The 15734-nt window shown below is 61.9% G+C and carries 20 protein-coding genes; 11 read left to right on the top strand and 9 right to left on the bottom strand.

Annotated elements, in window-relative coordinates:
• Positions 1-217: 217 nt before the first annotated feature.
• On the top strand, positions 218-430 hold the full coding sequence (locus ATN37_RS23380) for a hypothetical protein (protein WP_003943015.1): 213 nt from the start codon (positions 218-220) through the stop codon (positions 428-430).
• Between the two features lie 95 nt (positions 431-525).
• Here the strand turns inward: ATN37_RS23380 and ATN37_RS23375 are convergent, their stop codons facing one another.
• The gene (locus tag ATN37_RS23375) at positions 526-942 is read right to left on the bottom strand and encodes a hypothetical protein (protein ID WP_003943077.1); all 417 of its coding nucleotides are present in this window, start codon (positions 940-942) and stop codon (positions 526-528) included.
• 275 nt (positions 943-1217) lie between these two features.
• On the opposite strand from ATN37_RS23375, the gene ATN37_RS23370 reads away from it, so the two are divergent.
• Positions 1218-1370, top strand: coding sequence for a cyclase/dehydrase (locus ATN37_RS23370; protein ID WP_065351572.1), 153 nt, complete (start codon positions 1218-1220; stop codon positions 1368-1370).
• A 54-nt stretch (positions 1371-1424) separates the two neighbouring features.
• Here ATN37_RS23370 and ATN37_RS23365 read toward each other — a convergent pair whose 3' ends face one another.
• Together ATN37_RS23365 and ATN37_RS23360 are read right to left on the bottom strand one after the other, a co-directional pair.
• Positions 1425-2096: a cation transporter gene (locus ATN37_RS23365; protein WP_230587528.1), complete on the bottom strand. Its 672-nt coding sequence runs from the start codon at positions 2094-2096 to the stop codon at positions 1425-1427.
• The gene (locus ATN37_RS23360; protein ID WP_007730375.1) at positions 2096-2440 is read right to left on the bottom strand and encodes a helix-turn-helix transcriptional regulator; all 345 of its coding nucleotides are present in this window, start codon (positions 2438-2440) and stop codon (positions 2096-2098) included. Before ATN37_RS23360 ends, ATN37_RS23365 begins: the two co-directional genes overlap by 1 nt.
• Before the next feature lie 124 nt (positions 2441-2564).
• Between ATN37_RS23360 and ATN37_RS23355 the strand changes: the two genes are divergently transcribed.
• On the top strand, positions 2565-3335 hold the full coding sequence (locus ATN37_RS23355) for an acyl-[acyl-carrier-protein] thioesterase (protein WP_218695671.1): 771 nt from the start codon (positions 2565-2567) through the stop codon (positions 3333-3335).
• On the opposite strand, the gene ATN37_RS23350 is transcribed toward ATN37_RS23355, so the two are convergent.
• Positions 3326-3922 (bottom strand): CHAP domain-containing protein, encoded by a 597-nt coding sequence (locus ATN37_RS23350; protein WP_030536161.1) that lies wholly within the window; start codon positions 3920-3922, stop codon positions 3326-3328. The genes ATN37_RS23355 and ATN37_RS23350 overlap by 10 nt on opposite strands.
• A 131-nt stretch (positions 3923-4053) precedes the next feature.
• Here ATN37_RS23350 and ATN37_RS23345 point away from each other — a divergent pair, with 131 nt between their 5' ends.
• The 4 genes from ATN37_RS23345 to ATN37_RS23330 all read left to right on the top strand — a co-directional run bounded on the left by ATN37_RS23345 (position 4054) and on the right by ATN37_RS23330 (position 7254).
• Positions 4054-4569: a toxin-antitoxin system HicB family antitoxin gene (locus tag ATN37_RS23345; protein WP_007730367.1), complete on the top strand. Its 516-nt coding sequence runs from the start codon at positions 4054-4056 to the stop codon at positions 4567-4569.
• Between the two features lie 65 nt (positions 4570-4634).
• Positions 4635-5510 carry a DUF4097 family beta strand repeat-containing protein gene (locus ATN37_RS23340; protein WP_217018021.1) on the top strand — a complete coding sequence of 292 codons (876 nt, stop codon included), beginning with the start codon at positions 4635-4637 and terminating at the stop codon, positions 5508-5510.
• A 14-nt stretch (positions 5511-5524) separates the two neighbouring features.
• Entirely contained in the window at positions 5525-6466 is a 942-nt protein-coding gene (locus ATN37_RS23335; RefSeq protein ID WP_007730361.1) for a daunorubicin resistance protein DrrA family ABC transporter ATP-binding protein, read from the top strand.
• Complete coding sequence (locus ATN37_RS23330; RefSeq protein WP_054780764.1) at positions 6463-7254, top strand: ABC transporter permease; 792 nt, start codon at positions 6463-6465, stop codon at positions 7252-7254. The genes ATN37_RS23335 and ATN37_RS23330 overlap by 4 nt, the downstream gene beginning before the upstream one ends.
• Here ATN37_RS23330 and ATN37_RS23325 read toward each other — a convergent pair.
• Both ATN37_RS23325 and ATN37_RS23320 read right to left on the bottom strand, forming a co-directional pair.
• Positions 7209-8003 (bottom strand): 2-phosphosulfolactate phosphatase, encoded by a 795-nt coding sequence (locus tag ATN37_RS23325; RefSeq protein ID WP_158170359.1) that lies wholly within the window; start codon positions 8001-8003, stop codon positions 7209-7211. The two genes, ATN37_RS23330 and ATN37_RS23325, sit on opposite strands and share 46 nt — an antisense overlap.
• 12 nt (positions 8004-8015) lie before the next feature.
• A complete protein-coding gene (locus ATN37_RS23320; RefSeq protein WP_218695670.1) occupies positions 8016-8843 on the bottom strand; it encodes a transglutaminase-like domain-containing protein in 828 nt (275 codons plus the stop codon).
• Between the two features lie 88 nt (positions 8844-8931).
• On the opposite strand from ATN37_RS23320, the gene ATN37_RS23315 reads away from it, so the two are divergent.
• Positions 8932-9945, top strand: a complete 1014-nt coding sequence (locus tag ATN37_RS23315; RefSeq protein WP_007730352.1) for an ABC transporter substrate-binding protein — start codon at positions 8932-8934, stop codon at positions 9943-9945.
• Here the strand turns inward: ATN37_RS23315 and ATN37_RS23310 are convergent.
• Complete coding sequence (locus tag ATN37_RS23310; protein WP_007730351.1) at positions 9920-11212, bottom strand: MFS transporter; 1293 nt, start codon at positions 11210-11212, stop codon at positions 9920-9922. The two genes, ATN37_RS23315 and ATN37_RS23310, sit on opposite strands and share 26 nt — an antisense overlap.
• A 132-nt stretch (positions 11213-11344) precedes the next feature.
• Between ATN37_RS23310 and ATN37_RS23305 the strand changes: the two genes are divergently transcribed.
• Positions 11345-12466, top strand: coding sequence for an endonuclease/exonuclease/phosphatase family protein (locus ATN37_RS23305; protein ID WP_218695669.1), 1122 nt, complete (start codon positions 11345-11347; stop codon positions 12464-12466).
• Here the strand turns inward: ATN37_RS23305 and ATN37_RS23300 are convergent.
• Complete coding sequence (locus ATN37_RS23300; protein WP_030536167.1) at positions 12437-13516, bottom strand: alpha/beta fold hydrolase; 1080 nt, start codon at positions 13514-13516, stop codon at positions 12437-12439. The two genes, ATN37_RS23305 and ATN37_RS23300, sit on opposite strands and share 30 nt — an antisense overlap.
• Before the next feature lie 106 nt (positions 13517-13622).
• Here ATN37_RS23300 and ATN37_RS23295 point away from each other — a divergent pair, with 106 nt between their 5' ends.
• Positions 13623-14225 carry a TetR/AcrR family transcriptional regulator gene (locus ATN37_RS23295; protein WP_003942861.1) on the top strand — a complete coding sequence of 201 codons (603 nt, stop codon included), beginning with the start codon at positions 13623-13625 and terminating at the stop codon, positions 14223-14225.
• Here the strand turns inward: ATN37_RS23295 and pip are convergent.
• On the bottom strand, positions 14213-15172 hold the full coding sequence (gene pip, locus ATN37_RS23290; RefSeq protein ID WP_007730337.1) for a prolyl aminopeptidase: 960 nt from the start codon (positions 15170-15172) through the stop codon (positions 14213-14215). The two genes, ATN37_RS23295 and pip, sit on opposite strands and share 13 nt — an antisense overlap.
• 101 nt (positions 15173-15273) lie before the next feature.
• Between pip and ATN37_RS23285 the strand changes: the two genes are divergently transcribed.
• On the top strand, positions 15274-15732 hold the full coding sequence (locus tag ATN37_RS23285) for a hypothetical protein (protein WP_003942982.1): 459 nt from the start codon (positions 15274-15276) through the stop codon (positions 15730-15732).
• Positions 15733-15734: the final 2 nt, after the last annotated feature.

The following is a 15734-nucleotide window of genomic DNA, read 5'->3' as shown; positions in this document are numbered from 1 at the left end:
CTCTACGGAGCCTCACACAAAAGGGATGAACGGACCCGCGACGACATTCACCCGTAGGGGATGACGCCCCGAGCGCGTACGGGAGTAAGACTGGATCCCACGGATGCGGAGTCCTGGATCGGGCAGCGACGCCGATTGCACTTGACGACATGCGATTTCGAGGCTCGGAGCGCTGCCTTCTCGAACCTCATGGCCCTACGAAATGGAGCGGATACTGATGAATGCTCCCACTCGGTATCAATTCCTCATCGACGGCGAAGTGTCGGACCGCGTCAAGGCCGCATTTCCTGAACTCAGTGTCGCCAGTGCGGCCGGCGGGTTCACCAGTTTGTACGGACCCGTCGCGGACCACACGGCTATGCGGAGCATCATGGCCCGTCTCGATTCCCTCGGCCTGACCGTCGCCGAAATGCGTCGACTCCCAGACTGATCCGAGCCACACCCTGTCGAAATGTCCCACGCACGAGCGATGGTCCCGACCGAGTCGACTCGGTCGGGACCAACTGCTCTCGGGTTGTTCGGTGCCTAGACTCTGTCCCTGTCCCAGGTCGCGACCGCCCAGATCACAACGACATCGAGCGCGATGACCAGGATCGACCACAGTGGGTAATACGGCATCCACAAGAAGTTGGCGATGATCGAGAGCGACGCAATGACGATTGCCGCCGCCCTGGCCCACACTGCACCGGTGAAGAGGCCGAGGGCCACCACGATCCCGATGATGCCCAAGATGATGTGGATCCAACCCCACGTCGTGATGTCGAACTTGTACGTGTAGTTGATACCCACGACAAACAGATTGTTGTCGGCAACGGCCGCGATGCCCTGAAGCAGAGCGACAATGCCTGCGGTGAGCAGCAGAATTGCTGCTGCAAACGTCGTACCTACCGCGAAACCCTGCCGGACAGGGTGATTCGCGGGTTCCCGCGGTGGAGCAGTCATCAGCGTTCCTTTCGACAGAATGCACTTCCCTTACTCAGTCTCGAGGGGCTGGAAGGCGAAAACATCACCCGTCGCGGATGAACCGCAGGTCACCGACCCGTACCCGTTTGCCGGGATCGCAAACCAGGCCTGACACCCTTTTCCTCGACTGAACACAGGCTGTGGCGTACTTGTGGGGGTGTTCACTCAGCTGAACCTGTGCCCACTCAGCAGTAGTCGCACTCGTCATCGCTCTCCGGCACGTCTTCGACGTTCAGCCGGGTGGGTGGACGCGGATGCATGACCGCTTCACGGTTACGGCCCCCTTCGGAGTGCTCGGACACCTGGCACTGAGGTTGGCTGTCGGCCCGTATCGGCGGCGCCTTCTCGAGCAACGCGCCGCGCACATCAAGGGCCGCGCAGAAGTCGGCACGCCTTTCATCGAGTGAACACCCGCTCTGACGCACCGCAGGGAGTGCTCACTCGACAAAACCTGTGTTCACTCAGCAGCAGTCGCACTCGTCACCGCTCTCGGGCACAGCCACAACCGGGCAGCACGGATCACCCTTCCACGCGTTGATGCCTTCTTTCACCGCGATGACGGCGATGACCAGTGCCGCAATCGGATCCGCCCACGACCAGCCGAGCAGCGAGTTGAGCAGCAAACCGACCAACAAGACAGCAGAGAGGTAAGTGCAGAGCAGCGTCTGCTTCGAATCCGCGACCGCCGACAGCGAACCCAACTCCCGACCGGCTCGGCGTTGCGCATAGGACAGGGCCGGCATGATCGCCAAACTCACCGCAGCCAAGAGTATTCCGACGCTCGTGTGCTGAGCTTCCCCCAGACCGAACAGCGACCGAATCGCGTCGAACGAGACGTACGCAGCGAGCCCGAAGAACGAGAATGCGATCACTCGCAGTGCCGTCTTCTCACGGCTCGTCGGATCCGGCGCCGAGAACTGCCAGGCAACAGCTGCCGCCGAGGACACTTCGATCACCGAATCAAGGCCGAAACCGAACAGTGCTGCGGACGACACCCGTGTGCCCTCCGCCAGCGCGATGATCGCTTCGACGACGTTGTAGCTGATCGTGATCGCCACGAAGATGCGAATTCTTCTCGACAAGAGCGCACGCCGGTCAGTCGAGAGCCCGACACCGTCAACGGGCGCAACCATCAGCAGCACCCCTCTGATTCGCTGTCCGGGCAGTACGACGGATCCACCGCGAGTACGACCCCGAGCAGGTCGTCGAGGGCCCGACCGATATGTACATCGGCGAGTTCGTATCTGGTCCGGCGCCCTTCCGGGACGGCCACCACCAAGCCACAACCGCGCAGGCACGCCAGATGGTTGGACAGCTTCTGCCTGGTCACAGCCAGCGTTTCAGCGAGGTCGGACGGATACCGCGGTGCGGTCTTCAGTTCGAGCAGTATCCGTGTCCGAGTCTCGTCGGACAGTGCATGCCCGAACCTCGCAAGCACCGCCACGTTGGTCACCACATCTACGCCCTCGATATCCATACGTGCGACAGTACATCGAAAACTGGATTCAGAAAATGATGAACTCCGATGGTTCAAGATCCCACCATCGGGTAACGCAAGCGTGAAGCCACCCAACCAAGCGAACACCGGGAGCCCACATCCGATGAACCGTACAAAAGTCGACGACCACGTAGCGATGGCCGAACTACCGACAACCGGAAGCATCTTCCAGGCCTCGTGGCCGGTGCGTACGGGTGACATCCACACCGACAAACAACTGCGCCTCGACGCGATCGCGCGCTACCTCCAAGACGCGGGCTTCGATAATCTCCTCGACCGCGGCGCCATGGATACACACCCGCTGTGGATAGTACGAAGAACGGTGATCGATGTACTCCAACCGGTCGTCTGGCCGGATCGAGTTCACCTGCAGCGCTGGTGTTCAGGCCTGTCGAACAAGTGGTGTTCGATGCGAGTTCGCATCAGATCCGATGGCGGCGGGTTGATCGAAACCGAGGCGTTCTGGATCAACATCGACCCGAAGACGGGAATGCCGGCATCCATCAGTGAAAAGTTCACCGCTGCCCTGGCATCGACGGCCGTGGACCAGCATCTTCACTGGCGTCGGTGGATCGACCCGACCCCGGACACGACGCCGTCAGCGGATACGCCGTTCCCGTTGCGCTCGAGCGATTTCGACCCCTTCGATCACGTGAACAACGCAATCTACTGGCAGCCCGTGGAAGATGCACTGCCCGACAGATTACGAAGCGGGCCCTTTCGCGCGATCCTCGAGTACACCCAGCCCATCAAGAGAGGTGAGCAGGTGAGCGTGCGAACCGGCACGAACACTCTGCACATCGACGCCGGCGGCGAAGCACGTGCGTCGGCGCGGTGGTTCGCCTTGTCTCCGAAGAGCAACGATCAGGGGTGAAGTTTTCCGAATCCCACGACGGCAGAGTCGGATTGCCAGTCCAGGTCATGAACCCGCACCTTGCCGAACTCGTTGCCGCCAACCGTGATCGCAGAGTTGCCGTCCACTGCCACAACGATGTTGGTGTGCTGACCGACCCATCTCGAACTGTCGTAGATCACCACATCACCCACATTCGGGGTGTACCCGCTGCCGTTCTCGGCGTACGCGCCGATCCCTTGGTAATACTCCTGCAAGGTGTACACCCCCGGGATGCGCCAACTTCCGGAGTTCGGGTTGGACAACGGTCGACCCGCTTCCCTCATGATCCAGCTGACAAAGTCGGCGCACCACTCTTCGTCGATGCCGTCGGAATAGAAGGTGCCCGGACGGTCCTGCTCATGCTCGGATTGCAGTAGCTCGAGCACCCGACCTTGATCAGACGTGAGCGCACTCGCGTCCACCGCCGGGAACTCAGCCGTGTCCCAGGGCAGGTACCGCGATGGTGCGATCGCGACGACCACCACCCCAACCACGATCACGACGCCGAGCACCCCGGCGATCCAGAGCACGATGCGGCGTCGGCGGTTCGATTCGGCAGGACTCACCCTTACGAGTGGGCCAGCCTGCCGCGAACCGAATCGCCAACCACCTCGATGACCTGGCAATTCTCACCAAATTCACACGAATGTGCCACCAAACTATTGCGGTGGCACCAAAGTGGTGCCATAGTGATGCCATGGACTTGACACCGTACGTAGACAACCTTCGCCACGAACTCGCGGTGGCGGCCGAAGCAGGCGGAGAAGACGCAAAGGCACTCGCCGATCGTTTGACCGCACCGCTGGAATCAGCAGTGCGACTCACCCTTCTCGACGCATTGTCTGCGGCAGCCGCCGAGATCACGCGTGACCTCGCCCCGGGTTCGGTGGACCTGCGCCTGCGGGGACGCGAACCCGAATTCGTGGTGGCACCAGCCATCAGTGAACCGGTTCCAGCCCCCGTCGAAGAGGACCCGACTCCGGCACCGCGCCCCGTCACGGAGTCCGACGACGCCTCGATGACTCGAATCAACCTGCGGCTGGGGCAAGACCTCAAAGACCGGATCGAGGCGGCGGCCCGGGAAGCCGGGATCTCCGTCAACGCGTGGCTGGTTCGCTCGGCTGCAACGGCTCTGGAAGGCGGCGCGAACAGAAGCACTCCGAGACAGCGCACGTCCCAAGGTTCCGAAAGCTTCAGCGGCTGGGTGCACTGACACCGGCTTCATCTTTCGCACCACCCTCTTTCATCAACCGAGACAACCTCATCGGGAGTATCACCATGCCTACATTCAGCACACCTGACCCAATCACCTTGAACTTCGACGTGGCAGTCGCACACATCCGGATCACGGCGAGCAGCCGCAACGACACTGTCGTGGAAGTGTTGCCCAGCAACTCGTCTCGCGAGGTCGACGTTCGAGTCGCCGAACAAACACGCGTCGAATTCGCAGGTGGCCGGCTGCAGATCAAGACTCCGAAACAGCGCGGCCTCGGCATCTTCGGGAAGACAGGATCTGTGGACATCTCCGTTCAGCTTCCCTCCGGCTCGGAACTCGAAGGCACTGCCGCAGTTGCCAACCTCCGTAGCGAAGGCACTCTCGGACGATCACGGGTGAAGGTTTCCGCGGGCGATTGCACACTGGAAACCACCGGGCCGCTCAACATCAGCACCGGGGCCGGCGCGATCATCGTCGAGCACGTGGCCGGTGACATCGACACGAGCACCGGGTCCGGAAGCATCCGCATCGGCCGCGTCGACGGCAACGCGGAGGTCAAGAACTCCAACGGCGACATCAACATCGGCACGATCACCGGCGCACTGAAGGCGAAGACCGCCAACGGCAGTGTCGCCGTCGAGCACGCCGAATCCGACGCGAGCGCCGCAACCGCCAACGGCGACATCCGTTTCGAGACCATCGAGAGTGGAGTCGTATCCGCCAAGACGGCCGCCGGGCGAATCCATATCGGCGTTCGATCCGGAACCGCCGCACGATTCGACGCTCATACGTCCTTCGGCCGCGTCGACAACCAGATGAATGCCACGCACGGTCCGGCTTCCACTGAACGCCGGGTAGACGTCCGGGCACACACCAGTTACGGCGACATCGTCATTCGACGTTCGGAGCCCCGAGAAGAATCCAACAAGAAGATCTAGCGAAAGGAACGCTGATGTCCCGTAAACCAGCCATCACCGCGACGGGCCTGAAGAAGGCCTACGACGACAAGACGGTACTGGACGGAATCGACATCTCCGTCGACCGCGGAACCGTCTTTGCGCTCCTCGGCCCCAACGGCGCCGGCAAGACCACCATCGTGGAAATTCTCTCGACCCTCGTTCCGGCAGACGGCGGCAACATCCGCATCGCCGGGTACAACCCTTCCGACGATCCCGACGCGGTGCGTTCGCGCATCGGCGTCACCGGGCAGTTCTCAGCGGTCGACGACTATCTGTCCGGTGAGGAAAACCTTCTCCTCATGGCCGACCTGCACCATCTCGGCAAGGACGAACGTCGAACGCGCACTGAAGAACTCCTGAAGAAGTTCGATCTGATCGACTCCGCGGACAAGCTGGCGTCGACCTACTCGGGCGGCATGCGTCGACGGCTCGACCTGGCAATGACGTTGATCGGACGACCGGAGATCATCTTCCTGGACGAGCCCACCACCGGCCTCGACCCCCGAAGCCGACGCACCATGTGGCAGATCATCCGGGAGTTGGTCGAGGGCGGTGTCACCATCTTCCTCACGACCCAGTACCTCGAGGAAGCTGATCAACTGGCCGACCACATCGCCGTCCTCGATCAGGGACGGATCGTCGCCCAAGGTACGGCAGCGGAACTCAAACGGCACATCCCCGGCGGCCACATTCGTCTTCACTTCTTCGACCGAGATCAGCTCGATTCTGCTGCAGCTGTTTTCGACGAATCTTCACGTGACGATGCCGCCTATGTCCTCCAGGTCCCCAGCGACGGGGGTGTCCGCTCGCTGCGCTCTCTTCTCGACCAACTCGACGCTCACTCGATCGACGTCAAGGAACTCTCCGTGCACACACCCGACCTGGACGACGTGTTCCTGACTCTGACCGCCACCGAAAGGACCGACGCGCGATGACCACCATGACGCTTGCCTATCAGGACTCGAAAACCATGCTGCGTCGCAGTATTCGACACATCCTTCGATATCCGTCGATGACGGTGATGCTCGTCGGAATGCCAGTCGTTTTCCTACTGCTGTTCGTCTACGTGCTCGGCGGAACGCTCGGGAACGGCCTCGGCCCCGGCGGTGGCGGTCGAGCCGAGTACGTCAATTACGTTGCACCGGCGATCATTCTGATGACCGTGGCATCAGCGGCACAAGGTACTGCCATCTCCGTCGCAACCGATATGACCGCCGGGATCATTGCACGATTCCGAACGATGGCGATCACGCGCACGTCCGTCCTGACCGGTCACGTTCTCGGCAGCCTCCTTCAGACGATCGTGAGCCTCGTTGTCGTCATCGCCGTAGCGATAGCCGTCGGCTTCCGGCCCACTGCAGGCTTCGTGGAGTGGGCCGCGACGTTTGCACTCCTCGTCCTGGTCTCCATCGCCATGATCTGGTTGTCGGTCGCCTTCGGCCTCGTCAGCAAGAGTGTCGAGACGGCCAGCAACCTTCCAATGGTGTTGATCCTCTTGCCGTTCCTGGGAAGCGGCTTTGTCCCCACCGACTCGATGCCGACCGTGTTGCGATGGTTTGCCGAGTATCAGCCGTTCACTCCGATCATCGAGACTCTTCGAGGACTTCTTCTCGGCGAAGCTATCGGGAACAACGCGATACTCGCGATCGGATGGTGCGTCGCAATCACCTTCCTCTCCTACCTCTGGGCGCGGAGTTTGTTCAACCGACGCCCGGTGCGCTGACCTCGAAACACACGATCTTCGAGAACAGGTACGGTGTCGCTGTCGTCGAGTTCCGAGGCGATGGCGACGTCGTGTGGAAACCCCATGACGATCAACTCGCGCCCTGAGGCGCAGTCCCGTAACCGTTCCTCGTACGAATCCGACACCGCCGCCCACGCATCCGCCGCCATCCGAGCCTCGGGCGATACGTGGCCGTCCCAACCAGCAGCGGTCAGCGCCGTGACAACCGCACCGGCACCCCACAGATCCTCCACCGCCGGGCGCAACTCTCCACCGGGCCACTTCTCCCCGGATGCGACTATCGCAACCCGCGATCCCGGACCATGTTCGTGCACAATCCAATCCGCGACGGCATAAGCGTTCCTCAAGGAAGCGCCGACACACACCGCAACCTCGGACGCCAACGCAAACGCGATAGTCGACCCGTTCGGAGACGGCAGCACCAGCCGACTTGGCGCCTCGGTCTCGCGAATCGTCTTGGGAGACAGACTGATCTGACCCTCTCTGGCCACACTTCGCCGTACAGCCAGAACCGCATCGGCATCACGCGCGTAGTCGACCGCACTCTCGTCATTCCAGGAAAAGGGAAGTACGTCGATTCCCGCGTCGGCGGCAACGCTCAGCGTCGTCGTGAACGAGAGAACGTCTACCACCACTGCCACATCGACGCCGGCAGCAATCGCTTCGGCGCCGCGCAACCCCCAGTCGAATCGAAGTCCGTAATCGAGTTGGCGATGCTCCGGATTCATCGCACCAGCATCTCAGAAACGAATCAGCTTGTCCGGCACGCGCAAGTCATCGTGCTCGTACAGTGCTCGCACGGCAACGGGATCGTCGGCGGCGCACACCGCGGCGATATCGTCCAACAGTAGGTCGTAGTCGGCGCCTGTCTTTCCGTCGTAGGCGTCCGTCATACGACCCCACTCGTCCCACGGCAGGGTTTCGACCTTGTTCATCGCGGCGAGATCCTTCACTGCGTTGCCGCGGATCTCGGCAGGCCCCCAGTTCTCGGTGCCGTACACCCCGAACTGGGACGCGTCGATCTCGCCGCGTCGATATGCCAGCCACGCCTCACCACCACTGAGGAATTCTCCCGGCTGCAGATCATGGGCGTGAGGAAGGACGTTCTGTCCGAGGATCTCGGAATCGATGCGGATCCACCGCTTGCCTGCGTCGTCCCAGTACTCGGTGATCCAGTGGTCCACGCCCTGTCCCGGTTGAAAGTAGGTGGCGAAACCACAACGGACCCCGGCGGCAAAACCGCGGTAGCGCAGAAACGCACAACTCAAAACTGCAAAGTGCCGACAGGTTCCGACGACCCGATTGTCGGGTTCACGGGCGGAGGTCACCGGTGCCGGATCGAGCGCAAGCAGGCGTTGGAGCAGAACGCTTGCCGGCCGGATCTGGTTTTCGTCGAATCGGTCGGCAGGCAGATTCAGCGACTGAGCATCGGTGGGTTGGACCACCAGGTACGGCACTACCCGGCATATTTTCACGGGGTCGGTGGAGAGCGACTCGAGGGCGAGCGGGTCCACTCCATCGATGCGGGTGAACGGTCCTGCTGATGTGTAGTCGAGAACCGCCGTCATGGGCGGACGTTAACAAACACTGCCGACACAGCAACTCCACTATGGTTAGGGTCCCATAACCATGAAACCCGAGGTTGCCGTGAACCCTATGTTGAGCCGCCGTGCCATGCTGTCCGTCACCTTCGCAACAGCAGCCGGTTTCGCCCTTGCTGCCTGTGGCGACAGCGCGAAGGACGAATCCACTCCCGGCACCGAAGGTGCTCACGCCGAGGCCAACGCCTTCCCGGTGACGATCGACCACAAGTTCGGCTCCACCACCATCGAGCAGGCACCCAGCCGCATCGCAGCGGTCGGTATCGGCGACGCGGACGTTTTGCTTTCCCTCGGGCTGACGCCCGTCCTGGTCCCGGTGTGGAAGGGATCGACCGACGACGGAATCGGCGTCTGGGCCGACTCCGCAGTCCAGGGCGCCGAGCCGACGCCATTGGCCAACGCCACCACCGATTTCGACATCGAAACGATCGTGGCTGCAGCGCCTGACCTGATCATCGCCGTCAACAACGCGATCGACGAGGATCTGTACAAGCAGCTCAGCGCCATCGCGCCGACGGTGCTGCACGCCGCCGATCAGACGGATTGGGTTCTGCCCTGGCAGGAAGTCACGACCCGCATCGGTACGGCTGTGGGCGTTCCCGCGCAGGCAAAGAAGGAGGTCCAGGAAGTCGAAGACCTCATCGTTCGCACCCGCGCGGAGAACCCCCAGTTCGAAGGCAAGACAGCAGCTCTCGTCATTCGCTGGAGCGACGGAAATCTGCGAGCGTTCAGCCCCGAGGCAGCGCGGGCTCAGCTGCTCACGCAATTGGGATTCACGGCGCCTGCCGCACTGAAGGATCGGTTCGCGGGCAAGCTGAACTACGAGATCTCCGCCGAGAACTACGACCTCCTCGAGTGCGACTACCTGCTCTTCGACAACTACGAGAAGGCTCGCGCCGAGATGGAGTCGCAGCCGGCGTTCACCAATCTGAACGTGGTCGAGACCGGAGGCCTGATCAGCTTGGACCCCATCGTCAGTGACGCGGTGTCCATGCCGAACCCACTCACCATTCCGTTTGTGCTGGAAGATTTCGTCGCAAAGATCAATCAGACGATCGCTGGTCGATAACTTTCGTTCGGCCTGACCACACCCACAACACCACAGCCGACACGGCCACGCAGAGCGCAACGATCACCCATGGTGACGCCGGCGCTGCGTGGCCGTTGTCGACGAGGTCGTACACGAATCCGACTCCCACGGTTCCCAGGAGCGCGAGCAGACCGCCGATCGTGTTGAGCATGCCGAAGTGCGCTCCGAGGTTGCTTTCACGACCGAGGATCGCGATGGTGTCTCGCATCGGCGGCACCATCAACATCTGTCCCAGGTGCAGCAGCCCGATCCACACCGCCAGACCGACTATCTGCGTCGACGCCGAAGCTGCGGAGTCGACGCCGGTGACCAGCGGAACCAGGAACGACACCGAAATGAGCACAAGCCCGAAGGTGATCGCGCGCCGATGCCCGATGCGGTGGGCAACCGCGACCGTCGGTCCCTGCCCGACGATCACCAACACCGCCGCGCCCACGTAGAACCATCCCAGCGCCGACTGCGAACCGATTCCGCGCTCGAGCTGTTCCGGAAGCATCAGGTACAGCTGGCTGTACGCAACCAGCTGAAAACTGCAGAGCGTCGCGAAGAGCAGAAAGTTGTTGTTGGTCAGGACACTTCGCCAGACGTCGCGCAGCGTATAGGTCGACACCGGGCCGTCGTGGGCATCGCCCGGTCGGGGGAACCAGATGAAGAACCCGACCCACATGATCGCGAAGAGCAACGCGGCGCTCGACGCCGTCCACGAGAACGGAAACATCAGGAGAGCAGCTCCCAGCGCCGGACCGATCACTGTTCCCAGGCGGCTGCACATCTGTTCCACTGCAAACAAATCGGTACGACGCATAACTCCGGCGGACTCGAGTTCGCGTCCGTACTCCGCGTTGGCCGACTCCACTGCGGGCGCGAAGAGCGCGGCAGCAAAGCCGACCAAGAGCACGCCGACGATCACGGCGCTCATGCTTTCTGCCAGACCGAGCATCAGAAAACCGACTACACGAACGGCTATGCCCAGCAGGATGATCGGACGCTTGCCGAACCTGTCGGCGAGGCTTCCACCGATGAAGAACATGCCCTGCTGACTGAACATCCGCAATCCGAGGACGAGGCCGACAATCCAGGCCGCAAATCCGAGGTCCTCCGAAAGGTGCACCGCCAGAAAGGGGACAACCAGATAGAACCCGATGTTGAACAGCACCATCGAGAGGAGGAGCAGCTTCACCACCGGCGGCAGGACACGAACCTTCGCGAAGGTCTTGTTACCGGGGAAACGCTCACTGAGTACCACGATCAGAAGACTATTGCCCGCACGGCGTTCTGTGGAAATCTGCCATTTTACAATTGGTTAACTGTCCGTTTAGGTAGCGATGGTAATCATCTTCCGGGGGTTCGAGCACACGACAACGAGAGCCGGGATTTGATGAATGGATTGACGCGCCGCCAGATGGTCAAGGCGATGGCGGTAGCCGCGGGCACAGTCACCGCGAGCGCATTTACATTGGGTGCCAATACCTCCGTCGCGGGGGCGAGCCCCGCGCAGGAGATCAAAGTGCTCTCCCTCAACACCTGGCACGGCGGAACCAAGATCAACGGTGGCCTGCAGCTGATCGCCGACATGATCATCTCGACACAGGCGTCGATAGTTCTCCTGTCGGAAGCCGGCACTGCGACAAATGCATTGGCCGACATGCTGACCAAATCAGGAACCACCTTCTACGGAGCAGCGTCCTCCGACGTGGGGATTCTCTCCAAGTTTCCGATCGAGGAAACAGCCGACCTGAACTCGATGATCAAGGCAGTCGTGACGGTCGACGGCAAACAAATCGCTGCTTACTCGGCACATCTGGCCTACACGTCCTACGCGACGTATCTACCGCGCGGATACGGCGCGGGTGTTCCCAAGCCCGGAGAGTTCTCCGAGTTCGGCTGGAACAAGATGCCGTCCGGTCCGGTCACGGACCCCGAGACGGTTCAGCGCGTGAACATCAATTCGGGACGACCCAAGGCAATTTCGACGTTCGTCGACGATGCGGCAAAAGAACGGGCCAAGGGCAGATCCGTCATCCTCGGTGGCGATTTCAACGAACCGTCGGCCCTGGATTGGACCGACGGCACGCGAAATCTGTTCGACCACAACGGTGTAGTCGTTCCTTGGGAATCCACCCGCCTGCTCGACCAAGCCGGATTCGTCGACGCTTACCGCAGTAAGTACCCGAACCCGGCCACACACCCGGGCTTCACCTGGCCGTCCGACAATCCCGACGTCGACACCTCACAGCTCACCTGGGCACCCGAGGCAGACGAACGCGATCGGATCGACTACATCTTCGCCGACCGCGCTTCCGACCTGAAGCTGGGATCCGTCGGGATCATCGGCCCGCGAAAGACGATCGTGCACAACAAAAGAGTGGAGGAGAACTCCCAGGACAACTTCATCGCTTCACCGACGCCGTGGCCGACCGATCACAAGGCCGTTCTTGCGACGTATCGTTTTGCCAGCTTCGGCGGCGGATCATCGACCGGTTCGTGGAGCGGTTCCTGACAGGGCATCTCGTAGCCACTCGATCATCATCGGCGTCAACTCGGGCAGCTTGGTCACTGCGCAGTGCCCCGCATCCGGGATGACGTGTACCTGCGTGTTCGGGCGCTCCTCGAAGAGAGTGGTGTCGGAGAGCGGGATGTGAACGTCGTCGGCCCCGTTGACCACAAGCATCGGGGTCCGGCCGTCGTCGGCGGTCATCAAGACACTGCGATCGAAAGCACGCAGACCCTGTACCAGCGCCTCTTTGGTTGCCGGTGCATCGAAACCCAGTGCGTTTCCGACGATGTCACCCATGCCGTAGACCAGGCGCTCCGCGTTCGCGGTCTCGAACGCGCCCTTGACCGGGGCGCCGATGTTGATCACCGCATCGACGGCGCCGGTCAACCCCGACCGCACGGCGAAGTTGCCACCGAAGGAGACTCCCAGGTGTGCCACCTGGCCATTGCCGAGGGCGCGAGCCGTCGCCACCAGTCCGTCGATCACCTCGTCACCGAAAGCGTCGAGAGGAACCGGTGATTCACCAGTTCCCGGCTGGTCGAAAGCGACAACAGTCACTCCGGCGTTCTTCGCGAACGCACTGACCAACGGATGCATGTCCATCTTCCAGCCGTCGACGCCGCCGCTGAGCAACAGGGCGGGTGCGTCTTCGTACCTTCCGTCCACGGAGAGAATGTGTACCGGTAGCTCGATCTCGCCGTTTCGGTAGGGCAGGGACAGGATTCGACGCTCGAACTCGAGCCCGAATCCCGGTGCTGCCTTGACGTATTCGTCCACCTGATTCTGCAGGGCCCGGCGCCGCGAATCGTTGGCCAGGACGGGGAACTTGGCGATTCCGTAGATCATCGCCGCGAGTGAATGATTGCCGGCCGCGGAGTACTTTGCTGCCAACGCCGACCACTCGTACGACCAACCACCCGGCGCGTCGGCCCAGGTCGAGTGGATGGACGCGCGCAGTTCCTCGAGATCCGAGACGGGGAGCCCGAAGCTCAGAAACTGTCCTGTGCGCTCTTCGAAGAGGCCTCGGTGATCGACAGGAAATTCGTATGACATGGGAAAACACCCCTCAATTCATCTCTAATGCAACGATCAGTTGCATTAGCTCAGTGAACCACGTGCCTCCAGCTAACACAACACCTTGTTGCGATAAGGTTGGCTCATGACTTCGACACCACAACGGCCCGGAGGGCGTAGTGCCAGGGTGCGCGAGGCCGTCCTGGCAGCCACGGCGGCCGAATTGTCCGAACGCGGATTCGCGGCGATGACTATCGAGGACATAGCCGCCCGCTCCGGAGTCCACAAGACCACGATCTACCGGCGGTGGAGCACGCTGTCCCAGTTGGTGGCCGACGCGGCGATCGAGGTATCGGCAACCACCGTCCCCATCCCGGATACCGGTTCCATCGAATCCGACCTGCGCGAGATGGCCAGATCGATAGTCGCACTGGTGACCAGCGAGTCGGGCGGCGCGTTGGTGGCTGCACTGTTCTCCGACGCGGTCCGCACGCCCGAGGTCGCGAGACTCAAGCGCGAGTTCTATTCCGCACGTTACGAACTGGCAGACATCGTCGTTCGCCGAGCAGTCGAGCGCGGGGAGATCTCCGAGAAGGTCTCGGCCGCTGATCTTCTGGCGGCCGTCGCCGCACCCATCTACTATCGCCTGCTGGTCGCCGATCTACCCGTCGACCAGTCGGTTGCCGATCGTGCTGCTGCCGGCGCGCTCGCTGCGGCCCGCGCCGGGGCACTCGATCAGGCCGAATGAGCCAGTGAATTCAGCGCTTCCACGATTGCCTCGTTGAATCCGCTGCCGCCATGCCCGGCGCCGTCGAGTACCACCAACTCACTACCCGGCCAACGCCGGTGGATCGCCCAGGCAGTGTCGAGTGGCCCGGAAATGTCATACCGTCCGTGCACGAGAATCGCGGGAATCTCAGCGAGACGGTCCATTCCGTCCAATATCTGATTCGGCGCCAGGAAGCAGTCGTTACCCCAGTAATGCGTAACCAGCCTGGTCATCACCCGGCGGAAGTCCGGATTCTGGTATCGAACACTCGGAGTCCACCCCGGCATCAGCGACACGTGCACGTCTTCCCAACGGCACCACTGCAACGCGGCATTCTCGCGCACAACAGGATCCGGATCGGCAAGCAGTCGCGCGTACGCCGCGGGGAGGTTTCCGTCACGCTCGTCCACCGGCAACGGCGCCACGAACTCTTCCCATTCACGCGGAAATACCCGGCCCATGGCACGGGTGATCCACTCGATTTCGACCCTCGTCCCGCCGGTGATCGCGCCCAGGGCCATCGCTTGCACCCGCGCGGGAAACGCCTGCGCGTACACCAGACCCAAACTCACGCCCCAGGAAAGTCCCGTCACGATCCATCGCTCGATACCGAGATGCTCACGAAGACGCTCGATGTCTTCCACAATGTGCGCCGTGGTGTTCACGGTCAGATCGACGTCCGGACTGCTCGCTAGCGGAAGACTGCGCCCACAGCCTCGCTGATCGAACAGAACTGCGCGAAAGACTTCGGGATCGAAGAAACGCCTGGCGCCGACAGTGCATCCCGAACCAGGACCGCCGTGGAGGTAGAGAACCGGAATGCCCGCCGGATTGCCGACTGTCTCCCAGTAGAGACTCTGACCGTCCGCCACTTCCAACAGCCCCGACTCGTACGGCTCGACGGGCGGGTACAGGACAGCAGTCATAGGCGGTGATTCTTCCATCAAGCTGCCTACTCGAGTAGGCAGCACGCGGCCGAGCAATGGCCTAGCGTGGACAGGACACCACTGCGACGGGAGTACACCAGATGCGTGATGGGTTCAGGTTGCCGGGATACGGCGGCGCCGCAGTCTTCCTTCGCAGTCATGCGGTTCCCGCCACTGTCTTCGAATCCGACGTACCCACACTCGTTTTCGACGTCGGGCTGCTCAGCCCCGACCGCTTCAATCAGTATCTCAGCCGACATACGGACGACGGATTCGTCGAACGGCTGGCGGCGTTCTTCTTTCACGCGGCCGCAGACTTCCATCCCGAGAAATCGCTTCCGGCGTTCACCGACGAACGACTCGGGCTGATGATCTCGGTCTGTTCCAGCACCGATCGAGAGGTGGAACTCGACTTCTCACTCGCCGAGGATCCCGAATCGGAGGACACCGAACGCGACGAGATGACCTTCGAGACAAGCCGAGTCGTCCTCGCGACCTCGGCGCAGACGGTTTCTCGACTGACCGGTGGAGTAACCACCCACTTCGACGGGGAGTTGTAGAG

The organism is Rhodococcus sp. MH15 (genome assembly GCF_019266045.1).
Classification (GTDB): Bacteria; Actinomycetota; Actinomycetes; order Mycobacteriales; family Mycobacteriaceae; genus Rhodococcus_F; species Rhodococcus_F qingshengii.
Note: the sequence above shows the minus strand (reverse complement) of the source record. Positions and strands in the feature narration are given on the sequence as shown.

Bases quoted from the DNA above. Each gene is read 5' to 3' on its own strand.
- ATN37_RS23380 (WP_003943015.1), top strand. From the start codon at position 218: ATGAATGCTCCCACTCGGTATCAATTCCTCATCGACGGCGAAGTGTCG.
- ATN37_RS23375 (WP_003943077.1), bottom strand. From the start codon at position 942: ATGACTGCTCCACCGCGGGAACCCGCGAATCACCCTGTCCGGCAGGGT.
- ATN37_RS23370 (WP_065351572.1), top strand. From the start codon at position 1,218: ATGCATGACCGCTTCACGGTTACGGCCCCCTTCGGAGTGCTCGGACAC.
- ATN37_RS23365 (WP_230587528.1), bottom strand. From the start codon at position 2,096: ATGGTTGCGCCCGTTGACGGTGTCGGGCTCTCGACTGACCGGCGTGCG.
- ATN37_RS23360 (WP_007730375.1), bottom strand. From the start codon at position 2,440: ATGGATATCGAGGGCGTAGATGTGGTGACCAACGTGGCGGTGCTTGCG.
- ATN37_RS23355 (WP_218695671.1), top strand. From the start codon at position 2,565: ATGAACCGTACAAAAGTCGACGACCACGTAGCGATGGCCGAACTACCG.
- ATN37_RS23345 (WP_007730367.1), top strand. From the start codon at position 4,054: ATGGACTTGACACCGTACGTAGACAACCTTCGCCACGAACTCGCGGTG.
- ATN37_RS23340 (WP_217018021.1), top strand. From the start codon at position 4,635: ATGCCTACATTCAGCACACCTGACCCAATCACCTTGAACTTCGACGTG.
- ATN37_RS23335 (WP_007730361.1), top strand. From the start codon at position 5,525: ATGTCCCGTAAACCAGCCATCACCGCGACGGGCCTGAAGAAGGCCTAC.
- ATN37_RS23330 (WP_054780764.1), top strand. From the start codon at position 6,463: ATGACCACCATGACGCTTGCCTATCAGGACTCGAAAACCATGCTGCGT.
- ATN37_RS23325 (WP_158170359.1), bottom strand. From the start codon at position 8,003: ATGAATCCGGAGCATCGCCAACTCGATTACGGACTTCGATTCGACTGG.
- ATN37_RS23320 (WP_218695670.1), bottom strand. From the start codon at position 8,843: ATGACGGCGGTTCTCGACTACACATCAGCAGGACCGTTCACCCGCATC.
- ATN37_RS23315 (WP_007730352.1), top strand. From the start codon at position 8,932: ATGTTGAGCCGCCGTGCCATGCTGTCCGTCACCTTCGCAACAGCAGCC.
- ATN37_RS23305 (WP_218695669.1), top strand. From the start codon at position 11,345: ATGAATGGATTGACGCGCCGCCAGATGGTCAAGGCGATGGCGGTAGCC.
- ATN37_RS23300 (WP_030536167.1), bottom strand. From the start codon at position 13,516: ATGTCATACGAATTTCCTGTCGATCACCGAGGCCTCTTCGAAGAGCGC.
- ATN37_RS23295 (WP_003942861.1), top strand. From the start codon at position 13,623: ATGACTTCGACACCACAACGGCCCGGAGGGCGTAGTGCCAGGGTGCGC.
- pip (WP_007730337.1), bottom strand. From the start codon at position 15,172: ATGACTGCTGTCCTGTACCCGCCCGTCGAGCCGTACGAGTCGGGGCTG.
- ATN37_RS23285 (WP_003942982.1), top strand. From the start codon at position 15,274: ATGCGTGATGGGTTCAGGTTGCCGGGATACGGCGGCGCCGCAGTCTTC.